The organism is Clostridium lacusfryxellense, assembly GCF_018861735.1.
In the GTDB taxonomy this organism is placed as follows: Bacteria; Bacillota; Clostridia; order Clostridiales; family Clostridiaceae; genus Clostridium_AD; species Clostridium_AD lacusfryxellense.
On sequence record NZ_JAHLEB010000023.1, the window covers coordinates 41,621 to 58,437 of the forward strand.

General features: G+C 34.1%; 13 protein-coding genes. 12 read left to right on the plus strand and 1 reads right to left on the minus strand.

The features are described 5' to 3' along the window. Positions 1-90: 90 nt before the first annotated feature. From KPL55_RS13970 to KPL55_RS14000, 7 genes are all read left to right on the plus strand, one after another. Positions 91-2,778, plus strand: a complete 2,688-nt coding sequence (locus KPL55_RS13970) for a molybdopterin-containing oxidoreductase family protein (protein WP_216307350.1) — start codon at positions 91-93, stop codon at positions 2,776-2,778. Next, a complete protein-coding gene (locus tag KPL55_RS13975; RefSeq protein WP_216307351.1) occupies positions 2,778-3,392 on the plus strand; it encodes a 4Fe-4S dicluster domain-containing protein in 615 nt (204 codons plus the stop codon). Before KPL55_RS13970 ends, KPL55_RS13975 begins: the two co-directional genes overlap by 1 nt. Continuing rightward, on the plus strand, positions 3,393-4,067 hold the full coding sequence (locus KPL55_RS13980; RefSeq protein WP_216307352.1) for a TorD/DmsD family molecular chaperone: 675 nt from the start codon (positions 3,393-3,395) through the stop codon (positions 4,065-4,067). Between the two features lie 30 nt (positions 4,068-4,097). Beyond that, positions 4,098-5,156 (plus strand): anaerobic sulfite reductase subunit AsrA, encoded by a 1,059-nt coding sequence (gene asrA, locus KPL55_RS13985; RefSeq protein WP_216307353.1) that lies wholly within the window; start codon positions 4,098-4,100, stop codon positions 5,154-5,156. Further along, complete coding sequence (gene asrB, locus KPL55_RS13990; protein ID WP_216307354.1) at positions 5,156-5,944, plus strand: anaerobic sulfite reductase subunit AsrB; 789 nt, start codon at positions 5,156-5,158, stop codon at positions 5,942-5,944. The genes asrA and asrB overlap by 1 nt, the downstream gene beginning before the upstream one ends. Before the next feature lie 755 nt (positions 5,945-6,699). Beyond that, entirely contained in the window at positions 6,700-9,330 is a 2,631-nt protein-coding gene (locus KPL55_RS13995; protein WP_216307355.1) for a cation-translocating P-type ATPase, read from the plus strand. Positions 9,331-9,376: 46 nt separating this feature from the next. Next, entirely contained in the window at positions 9,377-9,769 is a 393-nt protein-coding gene (locus KPL55_RS14000) for a hypothetical protein (protein ID WP_216307356.1), read from the plus strand. 26 nt (positions 9,770-9,795) lie between these two features. Here KPL55_RS14000 and KPL55_RS14005 read toward each other — a convergent pair whose 3' ends face one another. After that, positions 9,796-10,785 (minus strand): 3-oxoacyl-[acyl-carrier-protein] synthase III C-terminal domain-containing protein, encoded by a 990-nt coding sequence (locus KPL55_RS14005; RefSeq protein WP_216307357.1) that lies wholly within the window; start codon positions 10,783-10,785, stop codon positions 9,796-9,798. A 277-nt stretch (positions 10,786-11,062) separates the two neighbouring features. Between KPL55_RS14005 and KPL55_RS14010 the strand changes: the two genes are divergently transcribed. The 5 genes from KPL55_RS14010 to KPL55_RS14030 all read left to right on the plus strand — a co-directional run bounded on the left by KPL55_RS14010 (position 11,063) and on the right by KPL55_RS14030 (position 16,815). Beyond that, positions 11,063-12,808, plus strand: coding sequence for an ABC transporter ATP-binding protein (locus tag KPL55_RS14010; protein WP_216307358.1), 1,746 nt, complete (start codon positions 11,063-11,065; stop codon positions 12,806-12,808). A 45-nt stretch (positions 12,809-12,853) separates the two neighbouring features. Continuing rightward, positions 12,854-13,639 carry a thymidylate synthase gene (locus KPL55_RS14015; protein ID WP_376770449.1) on the plus strand — a complete coding sequence of 262 codons (786 nt, stop codon included), beginning with the start codon at positions 12,854-12,856 and terminating at the stop codon, positions 13,637-13,639. Continuing rightward, positions 13,639-14,142 carry a dihydrofolate reductase gene (locus KPL55_RS14020; RefSeq protein ID WP_216307359.1) on the plus strand — a complete coding sequence of 168 codons (504 nt, stop codon included), beginning with the start codon at positions 13,639-13,641 and terminating at the stop codon, positions 14,140-14,142. The genes KPL55_RS14015 and KPL55_RS14020 overlap by 1 nt, the downstream gene beginning before the upstream one ends. A gap of 104 nt (positions 14,143-14,246) precedes the next feature. Next, positions 14,247-14,633 carry a hypothetical protein gene (locus KPL55_RS14025; RefSeq protein WP_216307360.1) on the plus strand — a complete coding sequence of 129 codons (387 nt, stop codon included), beginning with the start codon at positions 14,247-14,249 and terminating at the stop codon, positions 14,631-14,633. A gap of 226 nt (positions 14,634-14,859) precedes the next feature. Next, positions 14,860-16,815 (plus strand): DNA gyrase/topoisomerase IV subunit B, encoded by a 1,956-nt coding sequence (locus tag KPL55_RS14030; RefSeq protein WP_216307361.1) that lies wholly within the window; start codon positions 14,860-14,862, stop codon positions 16,813-16,815. Positions 16,816-16,817: the final 2 nt, after the last annotated feature.

Sequence of the window (16,817 nt, forward strand, 5' to 3'; positions counted from 1 at the left end):
ATATGATGTTATCCTAAAAACAGGCAGTTATTTCATTCACAATATGTATACGATTAGCTAAGATCATTCATTAGTAAAGGAGGCAAACAAATGGAAGAACAAAAATTAAATAAGAAAGACTTTCTCAGCTTAATAAACATAACAGGAATTACATCAGCGCTAGATGACTCCGGAAGTTTATCGCAAAATGAGTCATCACATGCAGAGGCATCATCTTCGACTAAGCTCGTCAAGACATGTTGCAGAGCATGTATTTCCAATTGCGGCGTTATTGCCCATGTCAAAAATGGACGAGTAGTCAAGCTTGAAGGAGATCCAGAGAATCCCATGAACAAGGGAGCAATGTGTGCCAAAGGACTTTCCGGTATACAAGCTCTTTACAATCCTAATCGTAATAAGTATCCAATGCTTAGAGTTGGTAAGCGTGGTGAGAATAAATGGAAGCGTATTTCATGGGATGAATCTATTGACATTATTGCAAAGAAACTAATGGAAACCCGTGAAAAGCATGGTGCAGAAAGTGTAGTTTGCTCAACTGGAGGCGGTGGAAACCCTGAGTTTTGGAGTGTTGCTAGATTTTGTAATGTGTTTGGTACTCCTAACTGGTTTGAGCCTGGTTGTGCACAATGTTATCTGCCACGTATTCTTACCAATCATTTGATGTATGGTGGTTCTGACTACAGTATCGCTGACTCAAACGCTCAAGAAATTTATTATACAGATGATACGCCAATAAAATGTCTAGTCCTTTGGGGAGCAGCTCCTTCGTATTCTAGTCCTGCAATGGGAGGAGGCGCTGTTGTTGATCTTCGTGCTAAAGGAGTGAAAACAGTTGTAATTGACCCACGACTAACACCTGATGCAGCCAAGGCTGATGTTTGGTTACCTATAAGACCTGGAAGCGACGTGGCACTATTGCAAGCGTGGACACGGTACATCATTGACAAAACGCTTTACGACCAAGATTTTGTAATGAAATGGACAAATCTCCCATATCTTGTGGACGTTAATACTAAGATGTTCTTACGCGACAATGAAGATAATACTCCAGGAATTCCAGATACCTTTATGGTTTGGGACACAATTACCAACTCAGCACAGCCCATAGTTTATCCTTGGAATGATGATTTGCGTCCTTCCCTTGAAGGTACTTTCGTGGTAAATGGAGTTGAGTGTAAAACTGGTTTTCAGCTTCTAAAGGAGAGGGTAGAACCTTATACTATTGAGAAGGCAGCAGAACTTTGTTGGCTTGATGCAAACAAGATTGAAGAAGCCATTAATATATATGTACAAAACTCTCCAGCAGGCCTATGCCTAGGCGTTGCCACTGACCAAAGCCCTAACTCTGTACAAGCAGCTATGGGAGCGGTTATTCTTAATGCACTGATGGGTAATATTGAAAAACCTGGAGCATTGATGCAACGTTTTAAAACAAGTGGTGTTATCCCAGGCGATGCTGCTGTTTCAACATATATAGTACCAGTTGCTCGTGAGATGCTTTCAGAAGAACAACTCAAAAAGCGTTTGGGCGGGACCGAATACAAAGGACTTTTATTTTGGTGGGCAGGTCATGCTTCCAGTGTTAAGGAGGCAATGATTACTGGAAAACCTTATAAACCAAGAGTGTGGATTGAACGTTCAGGTAATAAGTTCGCAAATGTAGCCGATAGTGGGTCATGGGTTCCTGCTCTTAAAGAAATGGAGTTTGTTGTACACATGTACATGTATCCTACATCATTCTCTAACTATGCAGATATACTTCTTCCAGCAGCAGAATGGTTAGAGACAGATATGCCTGTAGAATCTTGCAACAAGGTCTTTGCTAGACAAGCGGTTACCCATCTTTGGGAAACTATGGATGAAACATTATTCTGGTCCAAGTTGTCCAAACGCTGTGGAGAGCTCGGACACGAAGACTGTAAGAAAGCATTTAATTCGGAATTTATGGGTAGCAATCTTCCTTACTGGAACAAGATGGAGGACCTTCTTGATGTCTGTACAAGTGCCTTTGATATGACATGGAAAGAATTCACTCAAAAGGCTCCCTTTGAATTTCTACCTAAAAATGAGTGGAAGCAGTACTATGCTTACAAACAGATTAATTCAGAGACAGGTAAGCCAAGAGGATTTGATACACCTTCTAAGAAAATCGAGCTTTATCTGGAAAGCCTGATTACATTAGGAAGAACAGGTATGCCATATACCACTTATCCATTGCCTCCTGCGTCTATTGATTATGATCCATTGCCATACTACTTAGAACCATCTGAAAGTCCTCTTGAGGGCAGTGAGCTTGCTAAAGAGTACCCTTTAGTTATGACAAATGGACGACTTCCTATATATCATCATTCAACACAAAGAGATATCCCATGGTTAAGGGAGATATATCCTGTGCCTGAGATCTGGATTCACCCTGAAGCTGCATTAACTTATGGCATTTCCCATGGAGACTGGGTATGGGTGGAATCATTAAGAGGAAAGATCAAAGCATTAGCCAATGTGACAAAAGGGATAAATCCTGGAGCCGTATATATGGAACGTTTTATTTTCCCTGAAAATTATCACACTGAGACTGAAGGATGGCGTGAAATGAACGTCAACGTGCTTTCAAAAGCAACTGCTCCATTTAATGATGTTGTTGGTACGTATACTCTCAGAGGTTATCTTGTAAAAGTTTCAAGAGCTGATGATGGCCCACCAAAAGGCGTCTGGCTAAAACCTGAAGATTTTAAGCCATGGCTTCCACAGCCATCTGATCCTACGGAGGTGGTTAAATAATGAAACAGAATGTTATGGTAATTGATTTAGATAGGTGTATAGGCTGCTATGGATGTCAGGTGGCATGTAAGATGGAGAACGAAGTTGCACTTGGTTCTTCAAGAATCACAGTACCTACCATAGGTCCCACAGGAATATATCCAGATGTAAAAATGTATTTTCTACCAGTGATGTGTCAACAATGTGCTGATCCTTCTTGCGTCAAAGTCTGTCCTACTGGGGCATGTTATAAACGTAGTGATGATGGTGTTATTGTTATTGACCAGGAAAAATGTATCGGTTGTAAAAGTTGTATAAAAGCCTGCCCATATGAGGTAAACACCTTCAACAATGAAATGAGGGTAGCGGATAAATGCAATCTTTGCGCAGATTTAACAGAAGATGGTGGAAAGCCTGCCTGTGTAAAAAATTGTTCAGGTAGAGCGCTCCATTTTGGTGATATTAACGATTCCAGCAGTGATGCTTCAGTAGCACTAAAAGAAGCTGGAAGCGAAAATGTATATAGCCTTCGTAATTTTGATAATAATCCTTCAGTTCGATACATTTTACGCCATGACAAATGGGTTGATGTTATCCCACAGGAGTGTAAAGAGCAAAATGGGAGGAAAAGATAAATGGATAAAAAATCAGAGTACTTGGAACTTATGAAAAACCGGGAAAATCTGTATCGTTTTTTGGGACGTCTCTATAGAGTAGAGGTGGATGGACCATTACTGCAGCAAATGAAAGCCATGAGATTTCCTGTGGAGTGCTCAGAAACTGAACTCAGCGAAGGCTACCTAGTACTTAGTGAGTATCTGGATAACTGCAGTAGCGACCCGTTGACCGACCTAGCTGTAGATTATACGAAAGTTTTTCTTGGTGCTGGGATAGCAGAGGGCTCTGCTGCATATCCATATGAGTCAGTGTATACCAGTAAAAAGAGAGTTATTATGCAGGAGGCTTGGGAGCAAGTGACGTTGATATACGCAGCAAAGGGTCTTAGCAAAGATGATGAAAGGCCTGAACTTTTTGAAGACCATATCTCTTTAGAACTGCAATTTATGTCCTTTCTATGCCACGAGGCGCAATGCGTTTTGGATACACAAAATGAATCAGAATTTTTATCTTGTTTAAAACAGCAGATGGATTTTCTAAGTCAGCATCTGCTCAAGTGGGTTCCTTCATTTTGTGCCGATGTAGAAAAATATGCAGGTACTGAGTTCTACAAAGGGATTGGTAAAATCACTAATGGCTACTTGCGGTTGGACAGTGCAATGCTTAAAAGTTCGATGGATGAATTATTATAAAATAATTTAGAAAAATAGGAGGGGTAGTCATTGGGTTACTATGTAAGTTCGGAAAGAATGGACAAAATTATCAATGAACTTAAAAAAGAATACAAGATATATGCTCCCAGGCGCTTTGAAAAGCGTGGCTGGAAGTCTAATACTGACTTAATACGTTATGCGCAAATTAATTCGGTGGCAGAGATCGTTTATGATGTAGAATCCGATTTTTCACCGAAAGAAGTCTTTTACCCTATTAGTCAAGCGCTTCTTTATTTTACTGAGGATAAATGTAGTGAGAGCAGTATTGAAGATAGCAAAGGCATCATTATCTTTGCCCGTCCCTGTGATATTAACGCAATTAGGAGACTGGACACTATATTTTTGAAAAATGGTAATATGGAAGATAATTATTATAAACGATTACGTGATAAAGTAAAGATTTTCATGATGGAATGCCGAGAAGGCTTTGATAACTGCTTTTGTGTTTCCATGGGTTCAAATAAGACTGACAATTATAGTGCAGCTGTAAGGTTTGAAAACGGTGGCTTGCTTGTGAATACGAAGGGTGATGAATTCGAAAAGTACTTCGCAGGGGAAACATTAAAAGACTTTACTCCTGAGTTTGTTCATGATAATCAAAAAAAAGTCAAATTGCCTAAAATTAATAGCATTGACCTTTTGAAAAAAGCATGCAATTTGGGATTATGGGAGAGCTTCAATACTGATTGCATAAGCTGTGGCAGTTGCAATACAGTCTGTGGTACGTGTAGTTGTTTCGACACTACGGACATCATATATAATGAAACTAGCCGTAACGGAGAGAGAAGAAGAATATGGTCATCTTGTATGCTTGAAGATTTTACAACTATGGCGGGCGGAAATAAAGTTCGAAAAACAGCAGGCGAAATGATGAGATTTAAAACCTTGCACAAGGTTTATGATTACAATGCTCGTTTTGGCGGCGAGGAACATATGTGTGTAGGTTGTGGACGTTGCATCAGCAGATGCCCACAAGAGATTTCATTCGCAGATACTATTAACAGCTTGAGTGAAGAAATGGAAAAATTATCAAGCAAGGAAGAGACATTCAGGGAGGTGACTAAATAATGAATAATATCATGATGCCGACACCCCATAAAATTCTAGGTGTCATACATGAAACTAATGCTGAATATACCTTCAGAGTTGCATGTGATGCTAAAATCAAGCACGGACAATTTTTTCAACTGTCAATCCCCAAGGTAGGCGAAGCTCCAATATCTGTAAGTGCTAAGGGAGAGGGATGGGTTGAGTTTACTATTAGAAAAGTAGGGAGAATGACCCAAGGAATTTTCGGTATGCAACCTGGAGACATGCTGTTTATGCGAGGTCCTTATGGAAACTCCTTCCCTGTGGATGAATTTAAGAACAAGGATTTGCTAGTAATCTCTGGTGGTACCGGTCTGGCTCCAGTTAGAAGCTTTTTGACCTACTTTTATGAACATCCAGAAGAAATTAAATCCGTAAATTTAATTGCTGGTTTCAAAGATGTTGACTGCGTTCTGTTCGAAGATGACCTTAAAAAATTCAAAACTGGATTCAATACGATTTGTACCTTAGATAATACTAAAGCAGATGGATATGAAACTGGAATGGTTACAGCACATATTAAGAAAATACCATTTAGTAGTTTCAAAGACTATAATGTAGTTATAGTTGGTCCTCCAATTATGATGCATTTTGCGGCTAAGGAGTGCCTTGCGAATGGTGTGGAAGAATCTAAAATATGGGTTTCTTTTGAAAGAAAAATGTCTTGTGCAGTAGGCAAGTGCGGGCACTGTAAGATAAATGAGACCTATGTCTGCCTAGAAGGACCGGTTTTCAATTATAGCAAAGCAAAAGACTTGCTTGACTAAGGATAGCTTAGGATCGGATATTTTTGCATTGCTGCCTTAGGGTTATGAACCATATTCTATCATGTACACATAACATTAATACGTCTAGGCTCCTTTGAATTATTTTAAGAGAAGTCTAAGCGTATTATGTTTTAAAATAATAAATTTTATATTTAATATAAGGTAATAATGGTATTCTTTAATAAATATAGATTTGTAGGGTTAATGTAGTATAAGTTTAAATTTAGTTCTGTCGTATCTTTCTTTAATGAAGATACATAAAATTCAATGATGCGGCGGAAATTCCGACCATTTTCCACCGGTCCATAAAATATGATTAGATATAATTAAATAATTTTAGTGCTTAAAAATTATTATATACCTCATATGTGGTATTATATCAATGCTCACAGAATATTATAAAATATACAGATAAAATAAAATGCAAATACATACCTCATATTGAGACGATTGTAGATTTAGTTAAGGTAAATTAATAGTTTAAACAAGTTTTTAATATTTATGTTGACAAATATAGCTAAAAATATTAATATATTAAATAATAGGATTATTAATGAGTTATAAAATTATATATGTAGAGGGAGTAACTTTCTGTTTTTTTAAACAGAATCAAAGTCGTCACCACGGATTAAGTCCCGGCTTTGATAACTTCTAAAGTTTAGTGAGACTCTACAACTGGTATTTATATTATACCAGTTGTAGAGTCTTTTATTTTATCCTGTTATTAAATAAGCACTAAAAGAGGGGGAATATTAATGAACATATTTTATAAACAAACATCTGAAGAAGTGATGAGTTTCTTGGGGGTTAATGGCAAAGGACTTAATGACATTGAAATAAAAGAACGGAGAGAAGAACAAGGTTTTAATGAATTAACTGAAGGCGCTAGAAAAAGCCACATCCAGATATTTTTAGAGCAGTTTAAGGACTTCTTAGTACTAATACTTCTAGCTGCGGCAGTTATATCAGCTTTTCTAGGTAAGTTTGAGAGTACACTTGTTATTCTTGTGGTTGTTATTATAAATGCAATACTAGGTACTGTTCAGCATATTAAAGCAGAGCAATCTTTGAAAAGCCTTAAGGATCTTTCTTCCCCCACAGCCAAGGTTTTAAGAAATGGCCAGAAGCTAGAAATTGCTTCAAAAGAATTACTTGTTGGGGATATCTTGTATTTAGATGCAGGAGACTCTGTAGGTGCTGATGGAAGAATAATTGAAAACTACAGTCTTCAGATAAATGAAAGTTCACTTACAGGTGAGTCAGAAAGCGTTCTAAAAATAACTGATCTAGTAAATGGGGAGAATGTAGCTATTGGAGATAGGAAAAACATGGTGTTTTCTGGGAGTTTTGTAACCTATGGCAGAGCTGTAATTTTAGTTACATCTATTGGTATGAAAACAGAGATAGGTAAAATAGCTAACCTTTTAGAAAGTACAAAAGAAAAGAAAACTCCACTACAAGTTAATTTAGATAATTTTGGAAAAAAACTAGCCTTTGTTATAATTGTGATATCAGCACTTATTCTAGCCCTTAATATATTTAGAGGGTATGCAATTATTGATTCCTTTATGTTTGCTGTATCACTTGCTGTTGCTGCAATTCCAGAGGCATTAAGTTCAATAGTAACAATAGTTCTTGCCATCGGAACCCAAAAAATGTCTCGTGAAAATGCTGTTGTAAGAAAGCTTCATGCAGTTGAAAGCTTGGGAAGTATTTCAGTAATATGCTCAGATAAAACTGGAACGCTAACACAGAACAAAATGACTGTACAAAAGGTATATGTTGATGAAAAGGTCCTTGGACATGATGAACTTGACCATGATAAGATATTGGAAAAGAATCTTGTACTAATGGCATTATTGTGTAATGATGCTATAACAGTTAAAGATAAAGAAATTGGAGACCCTACTGAGGTTGCACTTGTAAACTTAGGTGAAATATATGATTTAGATGAGCTAGATATTAGAAAAGACTATCCAAGAAGTTCTGAGGTACCATTTGACTCTGATAGAAAACTAATGAGTACAGCAAATAAACTTAAAGACAAAACATATATAATAACCAAGGGTGCGCTTGATGTGCTTTTATTAAGAACAACAAGGATTGTTACATCAAGTGGAGTTGAAATCCTGAGTGAAGACGGTAAAAAGGAGATTGAGAGAGTAAATAAGGAGTTTTCTGAAAGTGGTCTAAGGGTTTTAGCCTTCGCTTATAAAGAAATAGAAAATGGAAAACAAATAGGTATTATAGATGAAAATGACTTAATATTTGTAGGTCTAATTTCTATGATGGATCCTCCAAGACTGGAATCTAAAGCAGCAGTTGCAGACTGTATTAGGTCAGGTATTAAACCGGTAATGATAACTGGAGATCATAAGATAACTGCCTCTGCTATAGCTAAACAAATAGGTATATTAAATAATGAATCTGAAGCTATAGACGGCTATGAGATTGACTCTTTAAATGATGAAGAACTTAAAATTAAGGTAGAGAATATATCTGTATATGCAAGGGTATCACCTGAGCATAAGATCAGAATAGTAAGGGCATGGCAGGAAAGAGGAAATATTGTAGCGATGACAGGTGATGGAGTAAATGATGCGCCTGCTTTAAAACAAGCAGATATTGGTATAGCCATGGGAATAACGGGTACTGAGGTTGCTAAGGACGCTGCTGCCATAGTGCTTATGGATGATAATTTTTCTACCATTGTAAAGGCAATTTCTAATGGTAGAAGTATATATTCAAACATAAAAAATTCAATCAAATTTCTATTATCTGGGAATACTGCTGCTGTTCTATCAGTGCTTTATACCTCGATTACAGCGCTTCCAATGCCTTTTGCACCAGTGCACCTTCTTTTCATCAACCTGGTTACCGATAGTCTCCCTGCTATTGCAATAGGTCTTGAGCCACACAACAAAAATATAATGAATGAAAAACCTAGAAATATAAACTTGCCTATACTAAATAAATCTTTTTCAATAGAAGTGCTAATTGAAGGATTACTAATTGCGCTAGGTACAATGACATCATTCCATGTAGGATTATCAAGTGGTAATGTTTTAGTTGCAAGCACAATGGCATTTGCAACACTATGTTTATCAAGACTGCTCCATGGATTTAATTCTAGGTCACGAGAATCTATATTTAAAATAGGGGTTTTCTCAAATAAATATTTATGGATTGCAACTATATTAGGTTATTTACTTTTAGAATTTGTTTTAAGTTTTAAGCCACTGATGGGTGTTTTTGAAGTAGCTCCTTTAACTTTAGATCAACGTGTCATAGTATATGGACTATCTTTTATGCCTCTAGTTCTTATTCAAATATATAAAGTTTTTTTTGTAAAATCTACTTCACAAAACAATAATTGTAATATATAATAAAATAAAGAAATATTAATCATAATATGGTTAAATATGTAGAAATATGAAAGAGGATGTGGTTTACATTACAACAATTAATGATAAAAAATTTGAATTGAAGTTAGACAAATCAAAACAAATACTTTTTGCAAAGGCATTTGGTTCATTTGGACCTGCTGATGCTAATGGTTTTGTAACTGAGTACAATGTAATTCTTAAATCTGCTAGTGCAAAAGATCTTGAATTGCAATTTGACTGTAAAGAGTTAAAAGTTTCAGGAAAAGATGTTAAATCTGGTGTAGATATGACTAATATGTTAAAGGCTTGCTTAGAAATGTACAAAAAAGATGGGTTTAAGAAAATTGTATTTGATTGTGAAAAAAATCTAGTAATGAAAATGCAACTACAAAGACTAGCGAAAGAAGTAGCACTTCCAAACTTTGAAGTTAAATCATAAAGAAAACGTGGGAAATCCCACGTTTTTTAATATCTTATAAGCATAGTACAAATTGTCCAATTAATTGCAACTGACCATAGACATACAATGTCTCCTCTTTTTATCTTGCCGGTTTTAATTCCTTCATACAGTGCTATAAATGGACTGCTTGTACCTGTATAGCCATATACATCTCCTATATAAATAAATTTATTTATATCTACACCAAGTTTTTCAGAACCAAGCGTTGCAAATGCTTTTGAATATTGAGAAAAACAATAGTTTTCTATTTCGTCTATTTTTAGGTTATTCCTATTTAATAGAACATGAATAGAAGTTACTGCATTGTCAATTATAAATAATCCGTCAAAAGGGGTCCAATCTAATTTTCTATCTCTAATTGACAACCCTTCTTTATATACTTTTGACATACCACAAGCGGGGTATTTAACAGCTTCCCATGTTGCACCATTACTTTTACACAGACTGTCTATAAATCCACCATCTTCATCTGTTTTTTCTAAGATAACGGCGGCTGCACCATCTGCAAAATTAGGGTAAGTTAATTCATCGTCGTTTCTACAGTGTATTGAAGTATAATCAGACCCTATAACTAAAGCCCTTTTTACATGAGGATTTCCCATCATGGATCTTATTGCATTCTCAACTGTAACCAGCATTCCAGCACAGTTAGTGTTTGTATCCATACACATACAATCTTCTTTACCATTTATTGCATTATGTATTATTAATGATTGGCTTGGAAATGTATATTCAGGAAACTGGGAAGAAAATAGTACCATGTCAATATCTTTTCCTTCGAGCCCTGCACTTTTTAACACTTTATTAGCTACTTCTATACCCATAGTAATGGTATTTTCTTCGTTATCTATTATATATCTCTTTTCCCGCCCAAAAGCGTTTAGCAGGCCTGATATTTCTTTGCCCTGAGATTTAAAATGGTCAATATAAAAGCTATTATCCACATGTTTTTCAGGATGATAAACTTCTACTTTTAGAATTTTTACATTGTTCATTGATGTAAGTCCCCCTAATTTTTTTATCTTTTGTTTTTGATATAGTAGGTAGATGGCTTTTGGTAATTACCTATATATTAAATTAAAGCATGAGTTTGGTTTATTTACAATAAAATTACAACAATAAACCAACTAATTTCGACAAAGTTGTTATAAAAACGATAACATAGAATATATTTACAATTAAAAAATGCAATTATAATAATACCCATATTAACGGGCTTAGTGTTATAATTATTATGATAAAATAACTTTAGGGATAAGGAGTTACAAGAAAATGAAAATTTTAAAAAACTTTATAAGCTATTATAAACCATATAAGTATCTGTTTTTTGCGGATATGTTTTGTGCATTAATTTTATCTGCAGTTGATTTGGTATTTCCTTTGATTGTAAGGTATTTGTTAAACGACGTTTATGTACTTGAAGACGGAAATAAAATATTTAAATATGTTTTATATGTGGGTATTGCACTATTAATTATGTATATTGTAAGGTATTTTTGTCAGTATTTCATAACATCATGGGGACACATAATGGGAGCGAAAATGGAAACAGATATGAGAAAAGACATTTTTGATAATCTTCAAAAGCAATCATTTGCTTATTATGATGAGGCAAATACAGGAAAGCTCATGTCAAGAATAGTCACAGACCTTTTTGATATATCAGAGCTTGCACATCATGGACCTGAGGATGTCTTCATTTCAATACTAAAAATAGTAGGGTCTTTTGTAATACTCGCAAATATAAATACTAAAATAACATTTGTACTATTTTTATTTACATTGATAATGTTATATTTTTCATATTTCTATAATAAAAAGATGAGGGATGTATTTACTGAAAATAAGGAAAAGATTGCAGGTGTAAATGCTCAAATACAAGATAGTTTAGCAGGGATTAGAGTTGTGAAATCATTTGCTAACGAAGGAATAGAAAACACTAAATTCTCGAAGGGAAATAATGATTTTTTGAAGACAAAAGAGAAAAGTTATTTTATAATGGGCAGATTTCATAGCGGTAACAGCTTTTTTCAAGGATTACTGTATCTTAGTGCAATACTTTTAGGGGGAGTATTCATTAGTGACGGTTCATTACAAGTATCTGATCTAGTGGTTTACATACTCTACATTAATACGTTTTTAAATCCTATTGATAAACTTGTAAATTTCACAGAGCAATTCCAAAGAGGGCTTTCAGGATTTCAAAGATTTATTGAAGTTATAAATACAAAGCCGGATATAATAGATAAAGATGGAGCAGTTGAATTAGTTAATCCAAAGGGAGAGATCTCGTTTAATAATGTTTCATTCAGCTATAATAATAAGCATAATGTATTAAGCAATATAAATGTGAAGATAAAGCCAGGTAAGAATATTGCGCTTGTTGGTCCGTCAGGTGGAGGTAAAACAACTTTTTGTAGCCTTATACCAAGATTTTACGAGGTAAATGATGGGTCTATAACAATAGATGGATTTGATATAAGAGATATAAAACTTAAATCTCTTAGGAAATCTATTGGAATAGTTCAACAGGATGTTTATTTATTTTCTGGAACTATCAAAGAAAATATATTATATGGCAGACCAGAAGCCTTGGACCATGAAATAATTGATGCAGCCAAAAATGCAAATATTCATGATTTTATTATGAGGCTTGAACATGGTTATGATACTTATACCGGGGAGAGAGGAGTAAAACTCTCTGGTGGACAAAAGCAAAGAATATCAATAGCGAGAGTGTTTTTAAAGAACCCAGCAATTTTAATACTTGATGAGGCTACATCTGCGCTAGACAATGAAAATGAACAATATATTCAAAAATCATTGGAAAGTCTCACGAAGAATAGAACAACATTTGTTATTGCTCATAGACTAAGTACAATAAAAAATGCGGATGAAATAATTGTACTTACTGATGAAGGAATAAATCAAAGAGGATCACATGATGAACTTATAAGGGAAGATGGATTATATTCTAACCTTTATAATATGCAGTTTAAGGAAGTAGAGCAGATATAATTATATACACAAATGAAGAAAGGAATGATAAATATGATAAATGAAATGGATAGACAATACCTTAAAATGGCGGATAAAATTATAAAAAAAGGATACCATGACCAAAATCGTACTGGGGTTGCAACGTATAAACTTCCTCACCAGATTATGCAGTTTGATTTAGAGGAAGAATTTCCAATATTAACAACTAAATTTGTCGCATTTAAGACAGCTGTAAAGGAATTGCTTTGGATATTTAAAGACCAATCAAATGACGTTAAAAAACTTCAAGAACAAAATATACATATATGGGATGAATGGGCGTTGGACGACGGTACCATAGGAAAGGCGTATGGATATCAAATAGCTAAGTATCACCAGATTGATTCGCTTATTGAGGCTTTAAAAAATAATCCTCAAGACAGAAGAATGATGATGAACCTATGGAATATAGAAGATCTTTCTGAAATGGCCCTTCAACCTTGCTGTTTTTTAACTTTGTGGGATGTAACTGATGGAAGACTAAATTGTATGTTAGTACAAAGATCTGGGGATATGGCCTTAGGAGTTCCGTTTAACACAAGTCAATATGCAGTTTTAGTTCATATGATAGCACAAGTCACAGGACTCAAAGCAGGTTTATTTACTCATGTTATAAATAATGCACACGTATATGAAAATCATATTGAAGGTTTAAAATTGCAAATTTCAAGAAAAGAAGAAGCATTAGAAGCCCCTAAGTTTTGGATTAATCCAGAAATTAAAAACTTCTATGACTTTACGCCGGAAGATGTTAAACTTATAGATTATAAACATCTTGGTAAAATAAATATGGGGAGTGTGGCCGTTTAATGCTTACATGTATTGTTGCTATTGGAGAAGATTTTGCTATAGGAAAAGGTAATAAATTACTATGGCATTTTTCAAAGGATTTAAAAAGATTTAAACAAATTACAACTGGAAATACAATAATAATGGGAAGAAAAACATTTGAGTCTCTCCCTGGTATTCTCCCAGGAAGGCAACATATAGTTATTACACAAAATAAAGATTTTGTGGTAGATGACAACAGGGTTCTAGTTTTGCATTCTAAAGAAGAATTATTATCATCTTTAGAAGAAAATAAAGAATATTTTGTTATAGGTGGAGGAGAAATCTATAAATTATTGCTACCTTATTGTAATAAAATACACTTAACAAAAATAGATAAAAAATATGATGCTGATATATTCTTTCCAGAGCTAAATTATTTAGAATGGAATATTAGAGAAGAAGAAACAGGATTTGTTGATGACGACATAGCAACAGCATATAAATTTTTAACATTAGACCGTAAAATTGGAGCAAAAGCATAAGTATTTCTATAATTTAGTTAAAAAATGTACCCTTTTTAATTTGAATAGCATATTTAAATAGTATAAATTCAAATTAGTATACTACTAAAATAGGAGGGTACGTTGTGGTAGAGATAATTATTCAATATATATTAATTGTGCTTTTAGTAATAGGACTTGGTTATTTAGCTTATTTGTTAAAGGATAAAAATCTAAATATTAAGGATGATTATTTTGGTCTTGCTAATGTAATACTTGGTTCTTTATCTGCCAGTGAATTTACACCTGAAAATGCAAAAAAAATTATTAGAATTATTTCAAAAGCAGTACAATTTGTAGAAACTAACTATAAAAACAGTGAAAATGACCTTAAGGAAAAAGAGGCTATTAAGATTGCAAAAGAGGGCACTAATTTATTGAATTTCCAAATTAATGTGGATGAAGAAAGTTTGAAATATCTTGTAAGAATAGCTGCAGCATTATTGCCACCAACTAATAAACCAGTGTCTTGAGTATGGTGGAAAATAAAATTATAGTTATTTACAATATTGACCGGCAAAAAAGTTTTACTTTGCCGGTCAATATTTTTGTAGAAAATTGGGCATAAATATTCTAAAAACTTATAAATTTTCAAAAAACAGAAACTAACGTTCTATTTTTTTAATTAAATCTCTTTACCTTTTGCTAAGAAACATATAGAATAACAAATGTGTGATAAAATATTACTGGAGGATTTTTATGAGTTTAGAAAATGCAGAAGTTCAAACATATGATGTAACCGACCTAACTTCTCTAGAAAAGCTAGAGCCTGTAAGAATAAGACCAGGTATGTATATAGGGTCTACTGGAAGCAAAGGTCTACATCATTGTATATGGGAAATTTTAGATAATTCTATAGATGAAATAGCTAATGGGTATGGAAATAGAGCTGAAATAATATTAAACATAGATAAAAGTGTAACTATTGTTGATAATGGCAGGGGAATTCCTACAGGAATACACCCTTTAAAACATAAATCTGGTGTAGAAATGGTATTTACTGAACTTCATACTGGTGGGAAATTTAACAATAAAAATTATAAAACTTCTGGTGGCCTCCATGGTGTTGGAGCTGCAGTTGTAAATGCATTGTCAGAATGGTTGCAAGTTGAGATAAAACAAAAGGGTAAAATTTTCACTCAACGATTTGAATATGCTTATGATGATGAACTTAAAAGACTTATGCCTGGTACGGCAGTGAGTAAGCTTGAAATAGTAGGAGAAACAAAAGAAACAGGTAGTAAAGTTACTTTTATGCCTGATAAAAATGTATTCACTACATTAGAGTTTAATTCTGATTTTATTGATGAGAGATTACAGGAATTAGCTTTTCAAAACAAAGGAATTACTTTAGTATTTATTGATAAGCGTAAAGAAGGAAATGAAGTAAAAGAATATCATTCAGACAGAGGTCTACTTGATTTTATTGATTATCTTAATGTGAGTAAAACGTTACTACACAAAGATCCTGTATATTTTCAAGGAGAGAAAGAAATAAATGGGATACAACTATACGGTGAAATTTGTATGCAATTTACTGATTCTACTACAGAATACATTGCAAGTTATGTTAATAATATACCAACTACAGAATCTGGAACTCACGAAACTGGTTTTAAAACAGGAATGACAAGAGCTTTTAAAGAAGGAGCTAAAAAACTCAATCTTTTAAAAGAGAAAGATAAAGAATTTGAAGGTGACGATTTAAGAGAAGGCATGACAGCAATAGTAAGAATAAAAATAAGTAACCCAATCTTTGAAGGTCAAACTAAAAGTAAATTAGGAAATAATGAAGCATACAGCATGATGAATGAGTTATGTTATGTTAAAATTTTAGAATGGATAGAAGATAACAAAGAGATGGCTACTAATGTAATAAATAATGCTATTTCAGCAGCGTCTAGGCGTGATAAAATTAAAAAAATCAATGAAGCTGAAAGAAAGAAAGTAGGTAAGGGAGCAGCTCCACTTGCAGGTAAAATTGCTGTATGTACACTAAAAGATACTCATGTTACAGAATTTATAGTGGTTGAAGGAGATTCAGCTGGTGGAAGTGCTAAACAAGCTAGAGACAGAAGGTTTCAATCTATAATGCCGTCTAAGGGTAAAATTATGAATACTGAAAAACAAAAACTAGAAAATGTATTAGCTAGTGAAGAACTTAAAATATTCAACACAGCTATTGGAACGGGAGTTTTAGAAAATTATCATGAAAAAGATTTAAAATATGATAAGATAATTATATTAAGTGATGCTGATGTTGATGGATATCATATCAGAACTTTGTGGATGACTTTTATTTATAGATATATGAGGCCACTAATTGCAAATGGTCATCTCTACATGGGGATGCCACCACTTTATAAGGTATATAAGCAGACTAAAAATGGCGAAGTAGCTAAGTATGCATATAGTGATGAACAATTAGCAAAAACAAAAAAAGAAATTGGCAAAAATGCTTTAATTCAACGATATAAGGGACTTGGAGAGATGAATCCAGATCAACTTTGGGAAACTACGTTAAATCCAACTACTAGGACCCTACAGCAGGTTACTATAGAGGATGCAGCCAAAGCAGAGAGGATGGTTTCACTTCTAATGGGAGATGTAGTTGCACCTAGAAAAAATTACATGTATAAATATGCTGAGTTTTAGGA